This window comes from Saccharothrix obliqua (genome assembly GCF_019375475.1).
In the GTDB taxonomy this organism is placed as follows: Bacteria; Actinomycetota; Actinomycetes; order Mycobacteriales; family Pseudonocardiaceae; genus Actinosynnema; species Actinosynnema obliqua.
On record NZ_JAHXGQ010000006.1, the window covers coordinates 438443 to 455110 of the forward strand.

Sequence of the window (16668 nt, forward strand, 5' to 3'; positions counted from 1 at the left end):
TCTATCGACATTCGTCGCAGCATGGAATCAATCCGTGGACCCGCGTGCCCGTCGGAGTGCCTTGCCTGTCGAAGCCAGACCGAGCGGCGACCGCGGGGTACGAGAGCATCCGTTTGACATGTCGGGTTCGCGGGGGGACGCGCGGGACACGCATGACGAGTCGGCACATCCGGCCGCCGCGCCGCAGCCGACCTAACGTGCCGGGGGCGACCGGATGGCGGCGGTGACCGTGCCGATGTCCTGGACCGACACCGGGTGCTTGCGGCCGACCCGTTGCCGTGACGGGGTCGGGGGCGGGATGTCCAGCCGTCACAACGCTTCACCGAGTTGTTTCGGGTCCCAGTCGGTGCGGTGGGCAAGGTCGACGGTCGCCACGGTGCCGGTCTCGCCCTCGGTGATCACGGCGGCCAGCAGTACCAGCACCTCGGGCAGGTCTTCGACGGTGGCCGCGTCGACCGGTTCAGACTCGGCGGCGGTCGCGGAACGACCGGCGCGGTGAGGCGGTGGGGATTCCACAGGGGCGACCGGGGCGTTGCCGACGGCATCGCCATTGAGCAGCCGAGCGCGGCGCGGCGGTCCCGGCCGATTTCCGCGGCGGTCAACCCGATCCGGTCCTGCGGTAGAGGTCCTTCTGCCCGACCAGTCACGGGCGAACCCAGCGGTGGTGTCGCGGCCGATCACCCCCCGCGCGATGCCCACTTCGCGCCAGTCCGCCAGGACATCGACCCGCAGCAGGTGCGCCACCACAACCCACTGGCCTGAGGTGACCTCCCGCGCGATGCGGGTATCCAGCGCGAGCGGCTCCGGTCCTGCCCGTCGTCATGACGATCGAGGCCGCCGGGCTGTCACCCGTCGGTGTGATCGGGACTTCTGGACAAGCCCCGCACGTTGCTGTGGCCGGCCAGTGCGGTACGCAACCTGGTGATCTCGTCGTGCTGGGCGGCCAGGCGAGATACCGCCGTCGTACGGAACTCCTTCAGGGCGGTGATCTCCGAGTCCCGGTCGGCCACCCGCTTCTTCAGTTCCGCGACGTGTTCCTTGAGCCGCTCGATCTGCGCGGCGCGTGGGTCAGTGACCTCACCGGCTTCGTGCATCCGGTCACGGCGGGCTTCAAACTCCTCCTTCAAATGCAGGTAGGTGCTGTAGAGAGCGGCCCGGGTGACACCCGCCTCCTTGGCGAGGGTTTTTACGTCGCACCCACCGCCCGGCGGGATCTCGCCGCGCAGCAACCTGTCCGACGCGGCGCGGATGCGGTCCTCGTTCTGCCGCCGCTGCTGCTCGGTAATGCGCATCAGGCCACCCCTTCGGGGCCGGCCCCGTCGGTGCTGGCGTCGATCTCAGCCACCACTCGCACCCCGCGGTCGTACTCGGCACGCAGGCGCAGCTTCTCCCCCTTGGGCACACGGGGGTTGCCCAGGAACACCTCGACGGTCCTGACCCTGTCGGCCCACACCGCGCGATGTTCACGGTGGTGGGTGGCTTGTGGGCACCGCGCCGAGTCGCACATCCCCACCAACGGCCGCGTCGCCTGCGGCGTCCCGGCCAGCCGCAGGCACAACGCCTTCGCGGGGTCCTTGAACCAGCAGTAGTTCGCGGTGCCCACATGCAACGTTTTGGCCTGCTTGCGCAGCAAATTTTCCAATCTCCGCTCGCCGTCCAGCACGACCGGCTCCGACCGACCGGTGTCCTTGAGGGCGGCATCGACGTGCTGAAACGTCTCGATCAGGTCCCGTGCCCCCGGCCCACTGGGCAGGATCCCGGACTGGTACTGCCGGAACGCGGCCACCATGAGACTCATGTGGTGGTCGTGTTCGGCTTGCTCGACCTCGGCTTGGAACAGTGCCTGAGACCCGCCGGGGCGGTGCGCGTAGCCCTCGGTCGTGGCCACGGAGACGTGCTTGAGGTGGATCTTCGCCGCCAGCAGCCCACCGGGTCGTTTGGCCAGTTCCAGGGCCAGACTTCGCCGCAGCATGCGGGCGTTGAGCGGTCCGTCCGGCAATTCCGCCAAGCCGAGGCGTCGAGCGAAGGGCCGTCGAAGCCAGTCCCGCAGGTGGATGTGGCTGGTGCTGACGTCGCTGGCGCCGAACAGCGGTTTTCCGGGCGGCGCGGAGCTGATCCGCTCGGCGAGGGCGATGGCGCGATCGACTTCCTCGACCACGACCCACTCGTCCGGAACACCCCCGAACGCCTGGTGCTTGATGAGTTTGCTGGCCAGTCGGAAACGCCGCCCGCCGCCCGAAACCTCTGTCGGCGGCAGGCGGGAGCCGGCCACGATCTCCTTCAGTTCGCTGGCGCGCATGCCGGTGACGGCGGCGGTCAGTAGTTGGGCGGCGTGGACGATGAAGCTGGCGTTGTCGCGGACCTCCCGGGCGTTTATCGGCTCCGTCCAGGGCACCATCTCCCCTGAATCGGCTTTCGGCACCAGCGCGGCGTCACGCCCCCACCAGTCCAGAATCCCCAGTTCGGCGACAGCGGGCTCCAGGAAGGGCCGTAGTTGGGTGATGTGCTCGGCCCTCCAGGGGACGAACCCGGCCTCGCTGGCCACGCGGTTCACGTGAAGGTGCAACAGCGGGTCGTCGTGGCTCCATCCTTTGGCGAGACGATCGAGCACGACCTGGTCCTGCGTTCGCGGAAGCGGGGTTCCAGTCCGCCGGTATCGGGCCACGACCTCCTCGAAGCGGGCAAGACGGGTGGCGCCGATCCGACTCGTCGAGACCGTCGCGTTGCTGGATGAGACGTCGGCCTCTACCTGGTCAAGCAGATCCGCCATGTGCGGACCGACGACGTCGACCAGGTAGAGGCAATCGGCCAGCAGCGGGCGTAGAACCTCGTCAGGAACCGGTGGTGTGGTGTTCCCGGTCCTGCCCTTCCTACCGCTGACGCGAAACGCGCTCCGATTTCCCCAGGGGATGAACCCCGGCCGGTAGCGGTCCGCCGTGAACAATGGGCCGTAGAACGCCAGGATCTGGAGCGTCTTGATCGGCTCGTGCATGGTGGTGTCCGCAAGCCGCCGTCGCGGCTTGCCCGGTTCCGCCCGGCTCCAGGACTGCTCCTCCAGGTAGGTGTCGATCTGCGCCTGTGTCACCTCCGCCAACGAGATGACACCTTGTGCGGTGAGCCACCCGAACCACGACTTCACCTGGCTCAGGTAGCGGAAGCAGGTCCGTGGGCTGCGCGGCCGGCGGAACGCGCGCGGCACGTCGAGCACCCGCTCGTCACGGGCCGCCATCAGCGCCAGGAGCAAATCCTTGGCCACATGCCGCCACCGCGGGTTCGCGATGTCGGTGAACTCCCAGCGCTTCTCGTGGGGCAGCATCGAGTGGTTCGCGTCGGCCAGGCCGGTCAGGTCCCAGACGTCCTCGTCGTACACCGGGCCACGAGAACCGGGAAGCAGGGCCAGTCCGGCAGTGCCGCAGACATCGGCGCCCAGGAATACCGACAGGTCGGCGGCTTCATGGCGATGGTCGGGTGCGCTGGTCATCGGGTGATTTCCTCCGGTCGCAGCGGAATCTCGGTGTCGTCGTCGTGGACCTGCGCGGCGGCCTGGTCCATCACCGCGGCGCTGAGACGGGGAAGGATCTCGCCGTTCAGACGATCGGCGTAGGGGCCGAACACCCGCACGAACTGGTCGGTGGTCATCTGCCGGAACTGGCGGTAGAAGAACGCTTTCAACCGCAGCAGGTTCGGCGCGTGGCGGGGCAGGAACACCGCCAGCGGACACATCAGGCAAACCCATGGTCGTGCCGGACACGGCGTGCCCTTCGGGCCGTGTTCGCCGGCGAGCTGGTCCGCGCACGCGGCGGTGAACACGTCCCGTTCCCCGCCGACCAGCTCGACGACTGCGGCGTCGTCGAGCCGGAGCCGCGCCACCGCCTCCGGGAAGTCGTTCACCAGCTGTGCGGTCTGCTCGTCGGGCAACACCACTGGGGGCAGCGCCTTACGCAGGATGTCGGCCTGACCATCCTCGATGATCGATTCCACGGCGTCCCGCTGGGCCGGCGTGGTGGCGGTCAGGTAGTGGTCGCCCTCCACCTGCGCCGTGTGGTTCGGGTCGATCGTGGTGCGGCCGGTCCATCCCCGGCGTGCCAGCAGCTGCTGGTAGGTCGTGCGGATCCGGCCGCGGTGCACCAACAGCGGCGCGCCGTCGTCGCCGGTCAGTTCACGGCTGCTGACCCACGTTCGCTGGGCCTTGCCGGTTGTAGGCACCGTTACGACCTCGGCGGCGCGCCCAGCAACGTGCAGGGAGGTCGCGATCCACAGGTTCTCCTGGTGCTCTGGGGAGGCGAAGCGGCGCAGTACGGAGGAATGTTCCAACCAGCGGACCAGCAGCCGCACCGCCCGTGGCGGAAGTGTGATCCCCTCGGGACCGGTGCGGCCCTTGACGTAGTCCAGCAGAACGGATCGGTCGCCGGCCCACTCGACATCACCCAGCCCGAGGTCGTCGATCCCGTCCGGGACGATGCCGGTGTAGATGCCGAACAGCAGGCGGTAGGCGATTTGGGTGTCGTAGGTGGGGAACAACGCGTCGCGCGTGCTGGAGACCAGGTAGTGGGGCCGGACCTTGCCGGTGCCCCAGCGAGCGTGCCCGCGGATGTGGTCGCGGACGGCTTCAGTGGTCATCGGCCCGTTGCGCAGCAACAGCCACGCGACGTTCTCCTGGCTTACACCGCCGATCCGTGGGTCGGTTCCCCCAGCGGCGGACCCCAGTACGGCGGTGTGCGCCGCCCAGCTGTCGTTCACGGTCTTCTTGCAACACTCCGTGAGGCGGTTCCACTCGGACTCGGTATAGGGCTGGTAGGTCCCGCGCCTGGCCTTGACGTGGAAGCTGCGCCCGGACAAGTGCTCGCGAATCTCCGGAGTGAGCGCGCCGGTGGCCGCGTCATACCCGCGCAGCAGCATCCGACCGCGCCGCTCGTCGGCGTAGCTGCTGCCCAGCCAGAAGCGCGACAGCAGCGGACGAGTCAACTCCGAAGCGCCTGCCCTGAAACCTGCTTCGGCAAGCACCCTGGTCATCTTGCGGGCGGTGACGGCGTAGATTTCCACCGTCTTCTTGGCCGTGACCCGGCCGTGCGGATGGACCAGCATCGCCAAGCCATGCGCCAGATCCTCGGCCAACCTCGGGTTCGGCAGGCCGTCCAGCCGCGCCGTCCAGGTGGTCCGATCCGGGAACTCACACCGGACCGTCAGCGGCTCCTGGAGCACTGACGCCGGCATCAGTCGTCCTCCGCGTCATCGAACTCCGCCATCGCCTCTACACCGGCCGCGTTTAGCAGCCCGGCGTCTTCACCGGTGCGGATGTAGGCGTCCTGGTAGATGCGGGTCACGTCCATGCGGGACAGATAGATCTCGGTAGTGGTCACAGACGTATGCCCCAACAGATCGCGCAACACCGTTATGGGATCGTGTTTGGTCAGGTAGAGCGCGAGCCCGGCGTCCGGGTCGGTGTCCTTCACCAGGGCCGCGGCCCGCTGGTAGTAGCCCTTCACCAACTGTTCCAGGGTGAACATCGCGAAGGAATGGCGCAGCCGGTGCGGGTTGACGATCGGGAAGCGCGGCTCGAAACGCGCTCGGATGCGCTCCGACGTCCGACGGAACACCGTCGCCCAGTCCGTAAACGGTTTGCCGGTGGACTGCAACGCCAGCAGACAGGACCCGCCCTCCGGAGAGATCAGCCGCAGCCGCTCGCTCGGGGACAGCGAACGCCAGGAGCGACGCCTCCCGTCGATTTTCGCTCCCTCCCAATCGGGCGCCTCGACGTACAGCGGCTCGCCCAGTTTCGCCGGAGGCCGCCAGACGAAGCCACCGGCGGCGGCCTCGCGTTCAAGCTCGATGTACTGGTACGCCTCGGCCAACGCCTCGTAGTCGATCCACGTCGTGCGCGGCTTGGAGCCCTTGGTGGTCCCACGTCCCAACGGGAACGGCACAGGCACCGGGGAACGCCGGGCGGGCAACGGCGGAAGCTCGTACACCAGCAAGTAGGTGAACTCCCGCCGCCGCAGTCCCGTCGACAGCGCCAGGCGTCCCATCGCGGCGTTGCGGCCCAACTCCCGGCCCCGGTACGACTCGTCGGGGCTGCCGTCCGGCAGCGACCCCGCCAGTGCCTTGAGGAACAGGTCGGCGAAGTCCTGCTCCAGATACTTGATCGTGGAATGCCGCTTCGCCGGCCGGAGCTTCGCCAGGTTCCGCTCGTACTCCAGGACCACCCCATCGACCATCCGCCACGCTCGCGCATAGGTGAACGGCACCGCCTGGCAGTGGCCCTCCTCGACCGCCCATCCGTAGAAGCGGGACAGCGCGGTCATGTGCAATCCCCACGTCGCCACGTCCAAGCGGACGTCCAGCGGCCCGGACAACCTGCGCCCGGCGTACGCACTCAGCGCTGCTCGCAACTCCTCCCGCTGACCGAACGGGTTTACACCAGCTGAGTCGAGGAAGCTCAGCCACGCCAGCAGAACCTGCCCGTACACCCTCCACGTCCGTCTCGCCGGCGCTCCGTTGACCGGAAGCTCGCGCAGCCACTTGTTAGCCACCACAGTTGGCCGGGGAGCGCCCAGACCGTCTTCGAACTGCAGGTCGTCATCAATCAGGACGGGCATCCCATCGCGGATCAACGGCTTGCGATCGACGCTCCAGGCCTCCCAGCCACGTGGCTCGAAGTCGATCAACATCATGATGCGAACGTACTTTCGATACTCCATTGAGGGCAACGGACTAGAGACTCATACAGGGAAGACACTCTGGGAAACGAGACACGGGAACTATGCAACGGCAACCGCCGAGTACGCCATCGGCACCCTGGCGGCGGCGGGGCTCGCCACCGTCCTCCTGCTGCTGGTGGGAGGTGAGTGGGTCACGGAGATGCTGCGCGGGCTGTTGCAGAAAGCCCTGACCGTCACGAAGTGAGGGTGGCGGGTGATCGCGGTGCGGTGACCGTCGAAGCCGCCCTGGCCCTCTGCGGCCTGGTGACCTTCGTGGTGCTGGGCGTCGAGGTCGTCCTCGCGGTGGTCGACCAGCTTCGCTGCACCGACGCCGCACGTGAAGCCGCCCGCCTCATCGCGCGCGGTGAGCAACCACGCGCCCCGACCGCGGTGGCGGCGATCGCTCCGGCCGGTGCGGAGCTGTCCGTCCGGCAGACCGACGACACCGTCCAGGTGCGGGTGACCTCACGGCACAAGCTGATCACCATCCACGCGACCGCCTACGCGGTGCTCGAACCAGGCGTTCCCACCACATCACCAGGAGACACTGATGCACAACGACTTCCGGCCCACACCAGCCCTCGTCGTCTCGGAGCTCCCGGTGCGGCAACGCGGAAACCCTTGTACCACGCCAAGTCCGCCGTGTGAGCCGCCCTGACGGCGAGCGGTCGTTCTCCACACGCGCGTTCGTCGTCGTGCCTCGGCCGCCTGGTTGCCTTGTGGCGACTGGCTTTCGCGCCCTGACCTCGTGCTGCTGACGCCGTCGTGGGAGCGCGACCACAGCGGCTCGCAGCGCGGTCCGGTGTCGTGGGCTGTCGCCTGGGTTCGGGAGGAGGTGTCGGGAATGGGGAGGGCTCGGGCATCCGGGGCTCGTGCTCCGGTGTGCGGCAGTCGGGTCGGGCGGCGGCTCGGGGACGACCGCGGTGCGGCGAGCGTGGTGGCCGTTGCCGTGTTGGGAGTGCTGTGCGTGGTGGTGGTGTTCGGGGTGCGGATGGGTGAGGTGGTGATCGCTCGGCACCGGGCGGGTGCCGCCGCTGATCTCGCCGCGCTCGCCGCCGGTGGCCAGGTGCTGGCCGGGAAACCGCACGAGTGCGGAAAAGCTCGGTGGGTGGCCGAGCGGATGGGCGTGGAGTTGGTGTCGTGCGAGGTGTTCGGGACGGAGGTGGTGGTCGAGGTTCGGGGGTTCGCCTCGGTGTTCGGCACGGCGAGCGCGCGGGCACGGGCCGGCGCGGGCGAAGGGTGAGGTGCGGATTGCGCGACGAACGGTCGCCTTGCGGCGGTGAGCGGACTCACATGCCCTCTGGATGCGGGTTCGCGGGTTCTCCGCCGGAACGGCGGCGTTCTGCCGTGCTTCCGGTGGAGCGGCGTTCGGCGTTCCGTACCTACCAGTTGTCGACAGGTGGTTACCAGAAGTCCTCGCCATGTCGTTAGTTCAAGTGGTGGCACCGACGCGGTGTCGAGAACCGCCCGACACGGTGTCGTGGTTCCCGAGGAGGCGAACGAAAATGGAGTGGTCGGATAGCTGGCGCGGGGCGTTCCGCATCGAGCTGCGCGCGGAGGCGGCCAACCTCGCGTGGCACGGGTGGTCTGTGCTGCCGGGCACCTATCCGGCGGGTCCGGGTTGGGCGGGTCGGGACGGTGTCGAGTCGGCCGGTCCGGTCCCCGTGCACAGCGACTGGCAGGAGCGGGTCGGCACCAGGTCGGAGCAGGTCGCCACCTGGTGGGCGGGCGGTTCCTACAGCATCCTGCTGGCCACCGGGCACGGCGTGGACGCGATCGAGGTCGACGCCGACCTCGGGCGGCGGGCCGCCGTGGCGTTGCGGGCGACGGGCATCCCGGTGCCGATCGCCGCGACACCCTCCGGCCGCTGGATGTTCCTCGTCCGCACGGGGCAGCCGCTGCGCGCCGACTGGGCCGCCGATCAAGACGTCCACCACTACGGAACAACCGAATACGTTCCGCTACCGCCGACGCCGTTCCAGCACGGTGTCGTGCACTGGCGGGTGAAGCCGCAGATCTGCGCCTGGCAGCTGCCCGAGTCGGGGATCGTCCAGGACGCCCTGACCGAAGCCGTCCACGCGCCCCTCGACTACGGCCGGGGTCTGGTCGTCGCAGACCGGTCCTGACCGACCGCTCCCCGCCGGAACCCCGACCCGGCGGGGAGCGGGACATCGCGCACCACCACCGGCATCCCCGACCCCGGCCCAGCCGCCCACAGGCACCACCCACCGGCCGCCCGCGGACCGGACCAGGCGACCGGACCGGACAACCGGCCGGGACGACCGGGCAACCGGACCGGGCCGCTAGGTAGGGCCAGGCAACGGAGCCGGACGGCCGGACCGGGCAACCGGGCCGAACCGCCGGGCCGGACCGGGCAACCGGACCGAACCGCCGGGCCGGACCGGGCGACCGGGCCGAACCGCCGGACCGGATCAGGCAGTCGGACCGGCCCGCGGGCCGGACCGGGCGACCGGACCGGCCGCAGGGCCGGACGAACGCGGTTGGTCTGACCCGGGCCGGGCCAGTTGAGCCGGGTCGGGTCGAACCGGGCGGTTCGGCCGGGCTGGGCCAGGCGGGCCGAGTCGGTTCGGCCGGGCTGGAGCCGGGTCGAACCTGGCCCGGCCCGAGGCGGCCGGGTGAGCCGGTGGTGGAGCGCGAAGGTGTCGCAGCGGATCGCGGTCCCGGGTGTGTGCGCCGAATCCTCGCCGGCGTCGTCGCACCTCGGAGCCCGCGGTTCGCCGGGGCCGTCCACCTCACCGGGACGGCCCCGAGCGCGCCACCGCCGGCTCGTCGGCACCCCACGGCCGACGAGTCGGCAAGCACCTCCGGCTGGGAACCCGGTAACGGAGTCCCAGTTCGCACCAACCGCCGGACCCGCACACCGGAGGGCGGCAGGCATCGCCCTGCCGGACCCGGGGGACCGGCACGCACCACCCACCCGGCTCTCGGGCCGGGCGGGCATCACCCACCGGTTCTGGGGTCCGGCGGGCAACGCCCGCCCGGCCCGCGCACCGGGTGGCCACGCCCGCCGGGTCGCGTACCGGGCGGCGATGCCCGCCCGGCCTGGGCACCGGGTGGCATCGCCCGCCGGGGCCGCGCGCCTGGCGGGTGGCCCCACCGGGTCTTCGGGTCCGGCGCGGGCACCCGCCGGTCCTTCGGGTCTGGCGGGGGCACCCACCGGGCCTCCGGGTCTGGCGGGGGCGCTCGCCGGTCCTTCGGGTCTGGCGGGTGGCCCCGCCGGGTCTTCGAATCCGGCGCGGCCACCCACCAGGTCTCCGGGTCTGGTGGGGGAACCCACCGGGTCTTCGGGTCTGGCGGGGGCACCCACCGGTCCTTCGGGTCTGGCGGGGGCGCTTGCCGGACCCTTCGGGGTCTGGTGGGACACCTGCCGGGCGCTTGAGAGCCGGTGGGGCACCGCCTGCCTGGCTTCGATGTCCGGCGGGGCACTACCCGTCCGGCTTCCGGGCCCGGCGGTATCGCGCCGGGTCCGTGAGGGGCCGGTGATGCACCACCGTCGCACTTCGCCGGCGGGACCCGGTTCGCGCACCCGCCGGGGTCCGTCGGCCGAGGGTGGCGGGGCTCGATGCAGTGGTGGTCGGAGTCGGTGCCACGGCTTCCGGCCCGCACGCGCCACAGGGGTGGCCGTGCTGGTGGTCCCGGTTCGCCGGGGCGGACGGGCCTGGTGGCTCGCGCGCCCCGGCGAACCGGGGGTGAGTCGGCCGCCCGCAGGGTCAGGGCTGGTCGGCGGGTTTGTCGATCTCGCGCAGGACGGTGTCCAGCACGACCAGGGCACCCGCCTTGTCCAGCGGGTCGTTGCCGTTACCGCACTTGGGCGACTGCACGCAGGACGGGCACCCGGCCGGGCACGTGCAGGAGGCGATCGCCTCCCTGGTCGCGGCCAGCCACTCGGCCAGCGCGGCGTAACCGCGGTCGGCGAAGCCGGCTCCCCCGGGGTGCCCGTCGTGCACGAACACCGTCGCCTCGCCGGTGTCCTGGTGCAACGCGGTCGACACGCCGCCGATGTCCCAGCGGTCGCAGGTGGCGAACAGGGGGAGCAGGCCGATGGCCGCGTGCTCGGCCGCGTGCAGGGCGCCGGGGACGCGTGCGGGCGTCAAGCCGGCCAGCAGGTCTTCCGCGACCGTGTACCACACCGCCCTGGTGCGCAGGGTCTGCGGCGGCAGGTCCAGCGCCACGGAGTCGATCACCTGGCCGGACGGCAGGCGGCGCAGGTAGCCGACCACCCGGGACGTCACCTCGACCTCGCCCAGGTGCACCGTCACCCCGCCGAAGTGCTTCTCCTCCAGCACCCGCACCACGCCGATGTCCTTGGTGTCGCGGGCCGTCGTGGACCAGTCCGGGCGTTCCGCGTGCACCAGCGCGATACCGCTCTCCAGGTCCAGGTGGTCGACCACGTACGACTCGCCCTGGTGCAGGTACACCGCCCCGTCGTGCACCGTCCAGCACGCCGCGCCGGGGTCGACCGTGCCCAGCACCCGGCCCGAGTCGCCCTCCACGACGACGACCTGCTCGCCACCCGACCCCCGGATGTCGACGTCGCCGTGCGGCCGGTCGTGCGACGCCCAGTACCAGCCGTTCGGCCTGCGCCGCAACACCTTCCGGGCCACCATCGCGTCCAGCACGGCCCGCGCCCGCTCGCCACCGAACTCGTCCAGCGCATCCGGTGTCAGCGGCAGCTCGGCGGCGGCGCAGGCGAGGTGCGGTTCCAGCACGTACGGGTTCGCCGGGTCGAGCACGGTGGCCTCCACCGGGCGGTCCAGCACGGCCGCCGGGTTGTGCACCAGGTAGGTGTCCAACGGGTCGTCCCGCGCCACGAACACCACCAGCGCGTCGCTGTCCCCGGTCCGCCCCGCGCGCCCGGCCTGCTGCCAGAACGACGCCAGCGTCCCCGGGAACCCGGCCACCACCACGGCGTCCAGCCCGGCGATGTCCACGCCCAGCTCCAGGGCGTTGGTCGTCGCGACACCCAGCAGGTCACCGCTCGACACGGCCCGCTCCAGCGCCCGCCGCTCCTCCGGCAGGTACCCGCCGCGGTAGGCGGCGACCCGCGTCGACAGCTCCGGGTCGACCTCGTCGAGCACGCGCCGCGCGCCGAGCGCCGTCAGCTCCGCCCCGACCCGCGACCGCACGAACGCCAACGTCCGCGCGCCCTCCACGACCAGGTCGGCCAGGATGCGCGCGGTCTCCGCGCCCGCCGACCGCCGCACCGGCGCGCCGTTCTCGCCCTCCAGCTCCGCCAGCAGCGGCGGTTCCCACAACGCCACGGTGCGCGCCCCGCGTGGCGAGCCGTCCTCGGTCACCGCCTCGCACGGCACCCCGACGAGTCGGGAAGCCGAAGCCGCGGGGTCGGCCGCGGTCGCCGACGCCAACACGAAAACCGGGTCCGCCCCGTACCGCCGGGCGACCCTCCGCAGCCGCCGCAGCAGCAGCGCCACGTGCGACCCGAACACGCCCCGGTAGGCGTGGCACTCGTCCACCACGACGTACGCCAACCGGCGGAAGAACCTGATCCACTTGGCGTGGTTCGGCAAGATCCCCCGGTGGAGCATGTCGGGGTTGGAGAAAACCCAGTTCGCGTGCGCCCGGACCCAGTCGCGTTCCGCCATCGGGGTGTCCCCGTCGAACGCCGCGGCCCGCACGTCCGGCACGTCCAGGTCGGTCAGGGAGCGGAGCTGGTCGGCGCCCAGGGCCTTGGTCGGCGACAGGTACAGGGCGGTCGCCCTCGGGTCCCGCCGCAGGGTGCTGAGCACCGGCAGCTGGTAGGCCAGCGACTTGCCCGAGGCGGTGCCCGTGGCGACCACCACGTGCCGTCCCGCCCAGGCGTGCTCGGCCGCTTCCACCTGGTGCCGCCACGGCTCCGGCACACCCCGTTCGACCAGCGCGGACACCACTTCCGGCGCCGCCCACGCGGGCCACGGCGCGGACCGCGCGGCGCGCTGCGGCAGGTCGGTGCTGTGCGTCAACGGCGATTCGCCGGCGGGAACCCCGGCGAGCACCCGGTCCAGCAGTCGACGTCCCTGGTTCGCCACGGGGCGCAGCTTCGCACACGACTCCGACACCTCGGTTCCTTCCTGCGTCGATAACCGTGCGTGCACGTGTCGGGACTCACTGTCGAGCACTTGCGAACCTTGAATAGACTCCGCCGCTATCGCATCCAATGAGGGATGCGTCACGTTGTGTCGGGACAGACCGTCGCGTGAGCAGCATGGCCGGTCCCGGCGCAGCGCGGTGCACCCCGCCTTGGACTCGGAAAACTCACCAGGAGGACGGATGTCCCGGCAATTCCTCGCGGAGGGCCTGGAGCTCTCCGGGGGTGACCAAGGTCTCGTGGCCGTGGTCGCCGTGGTCGCCCTGGCAGCCCTCGTCGTCGGCTACGTCTTGCTCCGGGAGGTGCTGGCCGCCGGCCAGGGCACCTCCAAGATGCAGGACATCGCCAGGGCGGTTCAAGAGGGCGCAGCGGCCTACCTCAACCGGCAGTTCCGAACGCTCGGCATCTTCGTGGTAATCGTGTTCGTGCTGCTGTTCCTGCTACCCGCGGACGACACCGCGGAACGCATCGGCAGGTCGCTGTTCTTCATTGTCGGGGCGGTGTTCTCCGCTCTCATCGGCTACCTCGGCATGTGGCTGTCGACTCGCGCGAACGTGCGCGTGGCGGCGGCGGCGAAGGAGTCCGAGGGCGCTCGCGAGAAGGCGATGCGGATCGCCTTCCGCACCGGCGGTGTGGTGGGCATGTTCACCGTCGGCCTCGGTTTGTTCGGCGCGGCGCTGGTCGTGCTCGTCTACACCGGCCAGGCCCCGAAGGTGTTGGAGGGCTTCGGTTTCGGCGCGGCTCTCCTCGCCATGTTCATGCGGGTCGGCGGCGGCATCTTCACCAAGGCCGCGGACGTCGGCGCGGACCTGGTCGGCAAAGTCGAGCAGAACATCCCCGAGGACGACCCGCGCAACGCGGCGACCATCGCGGACAACGTCGGCGACAACGTCGGCGACTGCGCGGGCATGGCGGCCGACCTGTTCGAGTCCTACGCGGTGACGCTGGTCGCGTCCCTCATCCTCGGCACGGCGGCGTTCGGCGCGAAGGGCCTGCTGTTCCCGCTGATCGTCCCGGCGATCGGCGTGCTGACGGCGGTCATCGGCGTCTACATCACCAGCGCCCGGACCGGCGAGAACGGCCTGTCGGCGATCAACCGGTCGTTCTACATCTCGGCGGTCATCTCGGCGGTGCTGTGCACGGTGGCGGCGTTCGTGTTCCTGCCCAGCTCGTTCGGGGAGCTGAAGGGCCTGAACGACCCGGAGGTGCAGGCCGCGTCGGGCAACCCGGCGTTGATCGCGGCCATCGCGGTGATCATCGGCATCGTGCTGGCGGGCGTCATCCTGTGGCTGACCGGCTACTTCACCGGCACCGAGCACAAGCCGGTCAAGGACGTCGGCAAGACGTCGCTGACCGGCGCGGCGACCGTGATCCTGTCCGGCATCTCGGTCGGCTTCGAGTCGGCCGTCTACACGGCGCTGGTCATCGGCGCGGCCGTGTACGGCGCGTTCCTGCTGTCCGGCACGCTGGTCGTGGCGTTGTTCGCGGTGGCGCTCGCGGGCTGCGGCCTGCTCACCACGGTCGGCGTCATCGTCGCCATGGACACGTTCGGCCCGGTGTCGGACAACGCCCAGGGCATCGCCGAGATGTCCGGTGACGTGGACGGCGAGGGCGCGCGCATCCTCACCGAGCTGGACGCCGTCGGCAACACCACCAAGGCGATCACCAAGGGCATCGCGATCGCGACCGCCGTGCTGGCCGCCACCGCCCTGTTCGGCTCCTACCAGGACGCCATCAAGCAGGCGCTGGAGGGCGTCACCGGCGTGCTGCCGGTGTCCTTCAGCAACATCGTGTTCTCGCCGAACGTGCTGGTCGGCATCGCCATCGGCGCGGCCGTCGTGTTCATGTTCTCCGGTCTGGCCGTCAACGCGGTCACGCGGGCCGCCGGCGCGATCGTGTTCGAGGTGCGCCGCCAGTTCCGCGAGAACCCGGGCATCATGGACGGCACGGTCAAGCCGGAGTACGGCAAGGTCGTCGACATCTGCACCAAGGACTCGCTGCGCGAGCTGGCCACGCCCGGCCTGCTCGCGGTGATGGCCCCGATCGCGGTCGGCTTCGGCCTCGGCGTCGGGCCGCTCGCGGGTTACCTGGCGGGCGCGATCGCGTGCGGCACCCTGATGGCCGTGTTCCTGGCCAACTCCGGTGGCGCGTGGGACAACGCGAAGAAGCTCGTCGAGGACGGCAACCACGGCGGCAAGGGCTCGGACGCCCACGCGGCCACCGTCATCGGCGACACGGTCGGCGACCCGTTCAAGGACACCGCCGGCCCGGCCATCAACCCGCTGATCAAGGTGATGAACCTGGTGTCGGTGCTGATCGCGCCGGCGATCGTCACGTTCTCGGTGGGCGACAGCGCCTCGCCGGGCGTGCGGTACGCGATCGCGGCGGTGGCGGCCGTGGTCATCATCGCCGCCGTCGTGGTCTCCAAGCGGCGTGGCACGGCCATCGCGGAGTCGCCCGCGGCGGCCGCGGTCGGCTCGTGACCGGCTGAACCGCACCACCAGGAGCGGGCGTCCCCCACGGGGCGCCCGCTCCGGCGTGTGCGGCACGCGTGGCGTGGGCACACTGTTGGGGTTCGCGTTCGGATGGGAGTCCTGATGAAGTTCCGCCTGGCCGTGGTGGCCGCGTCGCTGGCGGTGGTCGCCGGGTGTGGTTCCGGCGGCGACACCGCGTCCCCCACGACCACGTCGCCCACCGGGACGTCCGGCGACCCCGTGGCGTACATGGACAAGGTGTGCTCGGCTTCGGCGGCGTTCGCGTCGGTGCCGAAGACACCGCCGAAGCTGGACGCCAACGACCCGGCGAAGCTCAAGGCCGACATGAGCGCCTACATGGGCCAGCTCTCGGCGGCGTTCGACCGGACCGCGAACCAGTTGCGCGAGGTCGGCCCGTCACCCGTGCCGGGCGGTGACGAGCAGGTGGGCCGGATGGCGACCACGTTCGCCGAGATCGCCAAGTCGTTCAACGACGCCAAGGTGAGCGTCGACCAGGCGGACGCCAACGACCCGGTGGGCGGGCTCCAGGCGGCGGGCGAGGCGATCGCCCGGCTGGACCAGTTCGTGGAGCCGTTGAAGCAGTTGGAGGCGACGCCGGAGCTGAAGGAGGCGGCGGAGCGGGCCGAGGCGTGCCAGAAGCTCCGGACGGCGCGGCCGTCGTCGAGCGCGCCCACGTCGTAGGATCACCGCGAGCCTTGGGGGAACCGTGAAACTGCGCACCACGCTCGTCGCGGTGCTGGCGGCCGTGCTGGTGACCGGCGCGTGCTCCGGCTCGTCCGGACCGGCGCCCGCGAGCAGCGGCGCCCCGACCGGCACGCGCGGCACCGCCGGGCCGACCGGGACCACCGCCGCCGCCGGGGCCGACCCGGCGCGGTGGGCGGGCGCGTACTGCGGTGGCCTGACGACGGCCGTGGAAGGGCTCGCCGAAGTGCTCACGACCATGCTCGGCGGCGCGGACGACCCGGCGGCGCTGAAGCCGAAGATGGTGGAGTTCGCCGACCGGACCGGCAAGGCGTTCGGCGACGCCGCGCGGCGGCTCCAGGAGCTGGGCGCGCCGTCGGCCGGCGCGCGGGCGCTGCACGACGAGGCGGTCGGCTTCTTCACCGACCTGTCGAAGACCTGGTCCACGACGGGCGCGGAGCTGTCCGGGCTGGACCCGCAGGACCCGCGGTTCGCCGACCGGATGGGCGAGCTGGGTGGCGACGACGTCACCGTCGTCGGGGAGCAGGTCAAGAAGCTCAAGGAGAACCCGGAGCTGGCCGAGGCGTTCCGGAACTCGCCCGAGTGCTCGGCGCTCACGGAGCGGTTGCAGACGATCGGCGGGTGACGCCCCGGGATCGCCCGGTCGGAGACTGGCCGCGGTCGAACG

The 16668-nt window shown here is 71.0% G+C and carries 13 protein-coding genes; 7 read left to right on the forward strand and 6 right to left on the reverse strand.

The annotated features are described in order from the left end of the window. Window positions 1-309 precede the first annotated feature (309 nt). From KZQ38_RS21680 to KZQ38_RS21700, 5 genes are all read right to left on the reverse strand, one after another. Window positions 310-744 (reverse strand): hypothetical protein, encoded by a 435-nt coding sequence (locus KZQ38_RS21680; RefSeq protein WP_219443950.1) that lies wholly within the window; start codon window positions 742-744, stop codon window positions 310-312. A gap of 101 nt (window positions 745-845) precedes the next feature. Continuing rightward, window positions 846-1292, reverse strand: a complete 447-nt coding sequence (locus tag KZQ38_RS21685) for a hypothetical protein (RefSeq protein ID WP_219443951.1) — start codon at window positions 1290-1292, stop codon at window positions 846-848. Continuing rightward, the gene (locus KZQ38_RS21690) at window positions 1292-3481 is read right to left on the reverse strand and encodes a site-specific integrase (RefSeq protein ID WP_219443952.1); all 2190 of its coding nucleotides are present in this window, start codon (window positions 3479-3481) and stop codon (window positions 1292-1294) included. Before KZQ38_RS21690 ends, KZQ38_RS21685 begins: the two co-directional genes overlap by 1 nt. Continuing rightward, window positions 3478-5214, reverse strand: coding sequence for a hypothetical protein (locus KZQ38_RS21695; protein WP_219443953.1), 1737 nt, complete (start codon window positions 5212-5214; stop codon window positions 3478-3480). Before KZQ38_RS21695 ends, KZQ38_RS21690 begins: the two co-directional genes overlap by 4 nt. Further along, window positions 5214-6671 carry a tyrosine-type recombinase/integrase gene (locus KZQ38_RS21700; protein ID WP_219443954.1) on the reverse strand — a complete coding sequence of 486 codons (1458 nt, stop codon included), beginning with the start codon at window positions 6669-6671 and terminating at the stop codon, window positions 5214-5216. The genes KZQ38_RS21695 and KZQ38_RS21700 overlap by 1 nt, the downstream gene beginning before the upstream one ends. Between KZQ38_RS21700 and KZQ38_RS21705 the strand changes: the two genes are divergently transcribed. The 4 genes from KZQ38_RS21705 to KZQ38_RS21720 all read left to right on the forward strand — a co-directional run bounded on the left by KZQ38_RS21705 (window position 6670) and on the right by KZQ38_RS21720 (window position 8824). After that, the gene (locus KZQ38_RS21705; protein ID WP_257901830.1) at window positions 6670-6903 is read left to right on the forward strand and encodes a DUF4244 domain-containing protein; all 234 of its coding nucleotides are present in this window, start codon (window positions 6670-6672) and stop codon (window positions 6901-6903) included. The two genes, KZQ38_RS21700 and KZQ38_RS21705, sit on opposite strands and share 2 nt — an antisense overlap. A 23-nt stretch (window positions 6904-6926) precedes the next feature. After that, complete coding sequence (locus KZQ38_RS21710; protein ID WP_219443955.1) at window positions 6927-7346, forward strand: TadE family protein; 420 nt, start codon at window positions 6927-6929, stop codon at window positions 7344-7346. A 196-nt stretch (window positions 7347-7542) separates the two neighbouring features. Next, window positions 7543-7941 carry an Rv3654c family TadE-like protein gene (locus tag KZQ38_RS21715; RefSeq protein ID WP_257901831.1) on the forward strand — a complete coding sequence of 133 codons (399 nt, stop codon included), beginning with the start codon at window positions 7543-7545 and terminating at the stop codon, window positions 7939-7941. Between the two features lie 262 nt (window positions 7942-8203). Then, a complete protein-coding gene (locus KZQ38_RS21720) occupies window positions 8204-8824 on the forward strand; it encodes a bifunctional DNA primase/polymerase (RefSeq protein WP_219443957.1) in 621 nt (206 codons plus the stop codon). Window positions 8825-10429: 1605 nt separating this feature from the next. Here the strand turns inward: KZQ38_RS21720 and sftH are convergent. Beyond that, window positions 10430-12775 (reverse strand): DEAD/DEAH box helicase, encoded by a 2346-nt coding sequence (gene sftH / locus KZQ38_RS21725; RefSeq protein WP_219443958.1) that lies wholly within the window; start codon window positions 12773-12775, stop codon window positions 10430-10432. A gap of 211 nt (window positions 12776-12986) precedes the next feature. Here sftH and KZQ38_RS21730 point away from each other — a divergent pair, with 211 nt between their 5' ends. From KZQ38_RS21730 to KZQ38_RS21740, 3 genes are all read left to right on the forward strand, one after another. Beyond that, window positions 12987-15287 carry a sodium-translocating pyrophosphatase gene (locus tag KZQ38_RS21730; protein ID WP_219443959.1) on the forward strand — a complete coding sequence of 767 codons (2301 nt, stop codon included), beginning with the start codon at window positions 12987-12989 and terminating at the stop codon, window positions 15285-15287. A 114-nt stretch (window positions 15288-15401) separates the two neighbouring features. Beyond that, window positions 15402-15980, forward strand: coding sequence for a hypothetical protein (locus tag KZQ38_RS21735; protein WP_219443960.1), 579 nt, complete (start codon window positions 15402-15404; stop codon window positions 15978-15980). 25 nt (window positions 15981-16005) lie between these two features. Further along, entirely contained in the window at window positions 16006-16626 is a 621-nt protein-coding gene (locus KZQ38_RS21740; protein ID WP_219443961.1) for a hypothetical protein, read from the forward strand. Window positions 16627-16668 lie beyond the last annotated feature (42 nt).

What these genes read in the sequence shown, in the direction of transcription:
- KZQ38_RS21685 (WP_219443951.1), bottom strand. Translation starts at nt 1,292, where the DNA reads ATGCGCATTACCGAGCAGCAGCGGCGGCAGAACGAGGACCGCATCCGC.
- KZQ38_RS21690 (WP_219443952.1), bottom strand. Translation starts at nt 3,481, where the DNA reads ATGACCAGCGCACCCGACCATCGCCATGAAGCCGCCGACCTGTCGGTA.
- KZQ38_RS21695 (WP_219443953.1), bottom strand. Translation starts at nt 5,214, where the DNA reads ATGCCGGCGTCAGTGCTCCAGGAGCCGCTGACGGTCCGGTGTGAGTTC.
- KZQ38_RS21705 (WP_257901830.1), top strand. Translation starts at nt 6,670, where the DNA reads ATGATGCGAACGTACTTTCGATACTCCATTGAGGGCAACGGACTAGAG.
- KZQ38_RS21700 (WP_219443954.1), bottom strand. Translation starts at nt 6,671, where the DNA reads ATGATGTTGATCGACTTCGAGCCACGTGGCTGGGAGGCCTGGAGCGTC.
- KZQ38_RS21715 (WP_257901831.1), top strand. Translation starts at nt 7,543, where the DNA reads ATGGGGAGGGCTCGGGCATCCGGGGCTCGTGCTCCGGTGTGCGGCAGT.
- KZQ38_RS21720 (WP_219443957.1), top strand. Translation starts at nt 8,204, where the DNA reads ATGGAGTGGTCGGATAGCTGGCGCGGGGCGTTCCGCATCGAGCTGCGC.
- KZQ38_RS21730 (WP_219443959.1), top strand. Translation starts at nt 12,987, where the DNA reads ATGTCCCGGCAATTCCTCGCGGAGGGCCTGGAGCTCTCCGGGGGTGAC.
- KZQ38_RS21735 (WP_219443960.1), top strand. Translation starts at nt 15,402, where the DNA reads ATGAAGTTCCGCCTGGCCGTGGTGGCCGCGTCGCTGGCGGTGGTCGCC.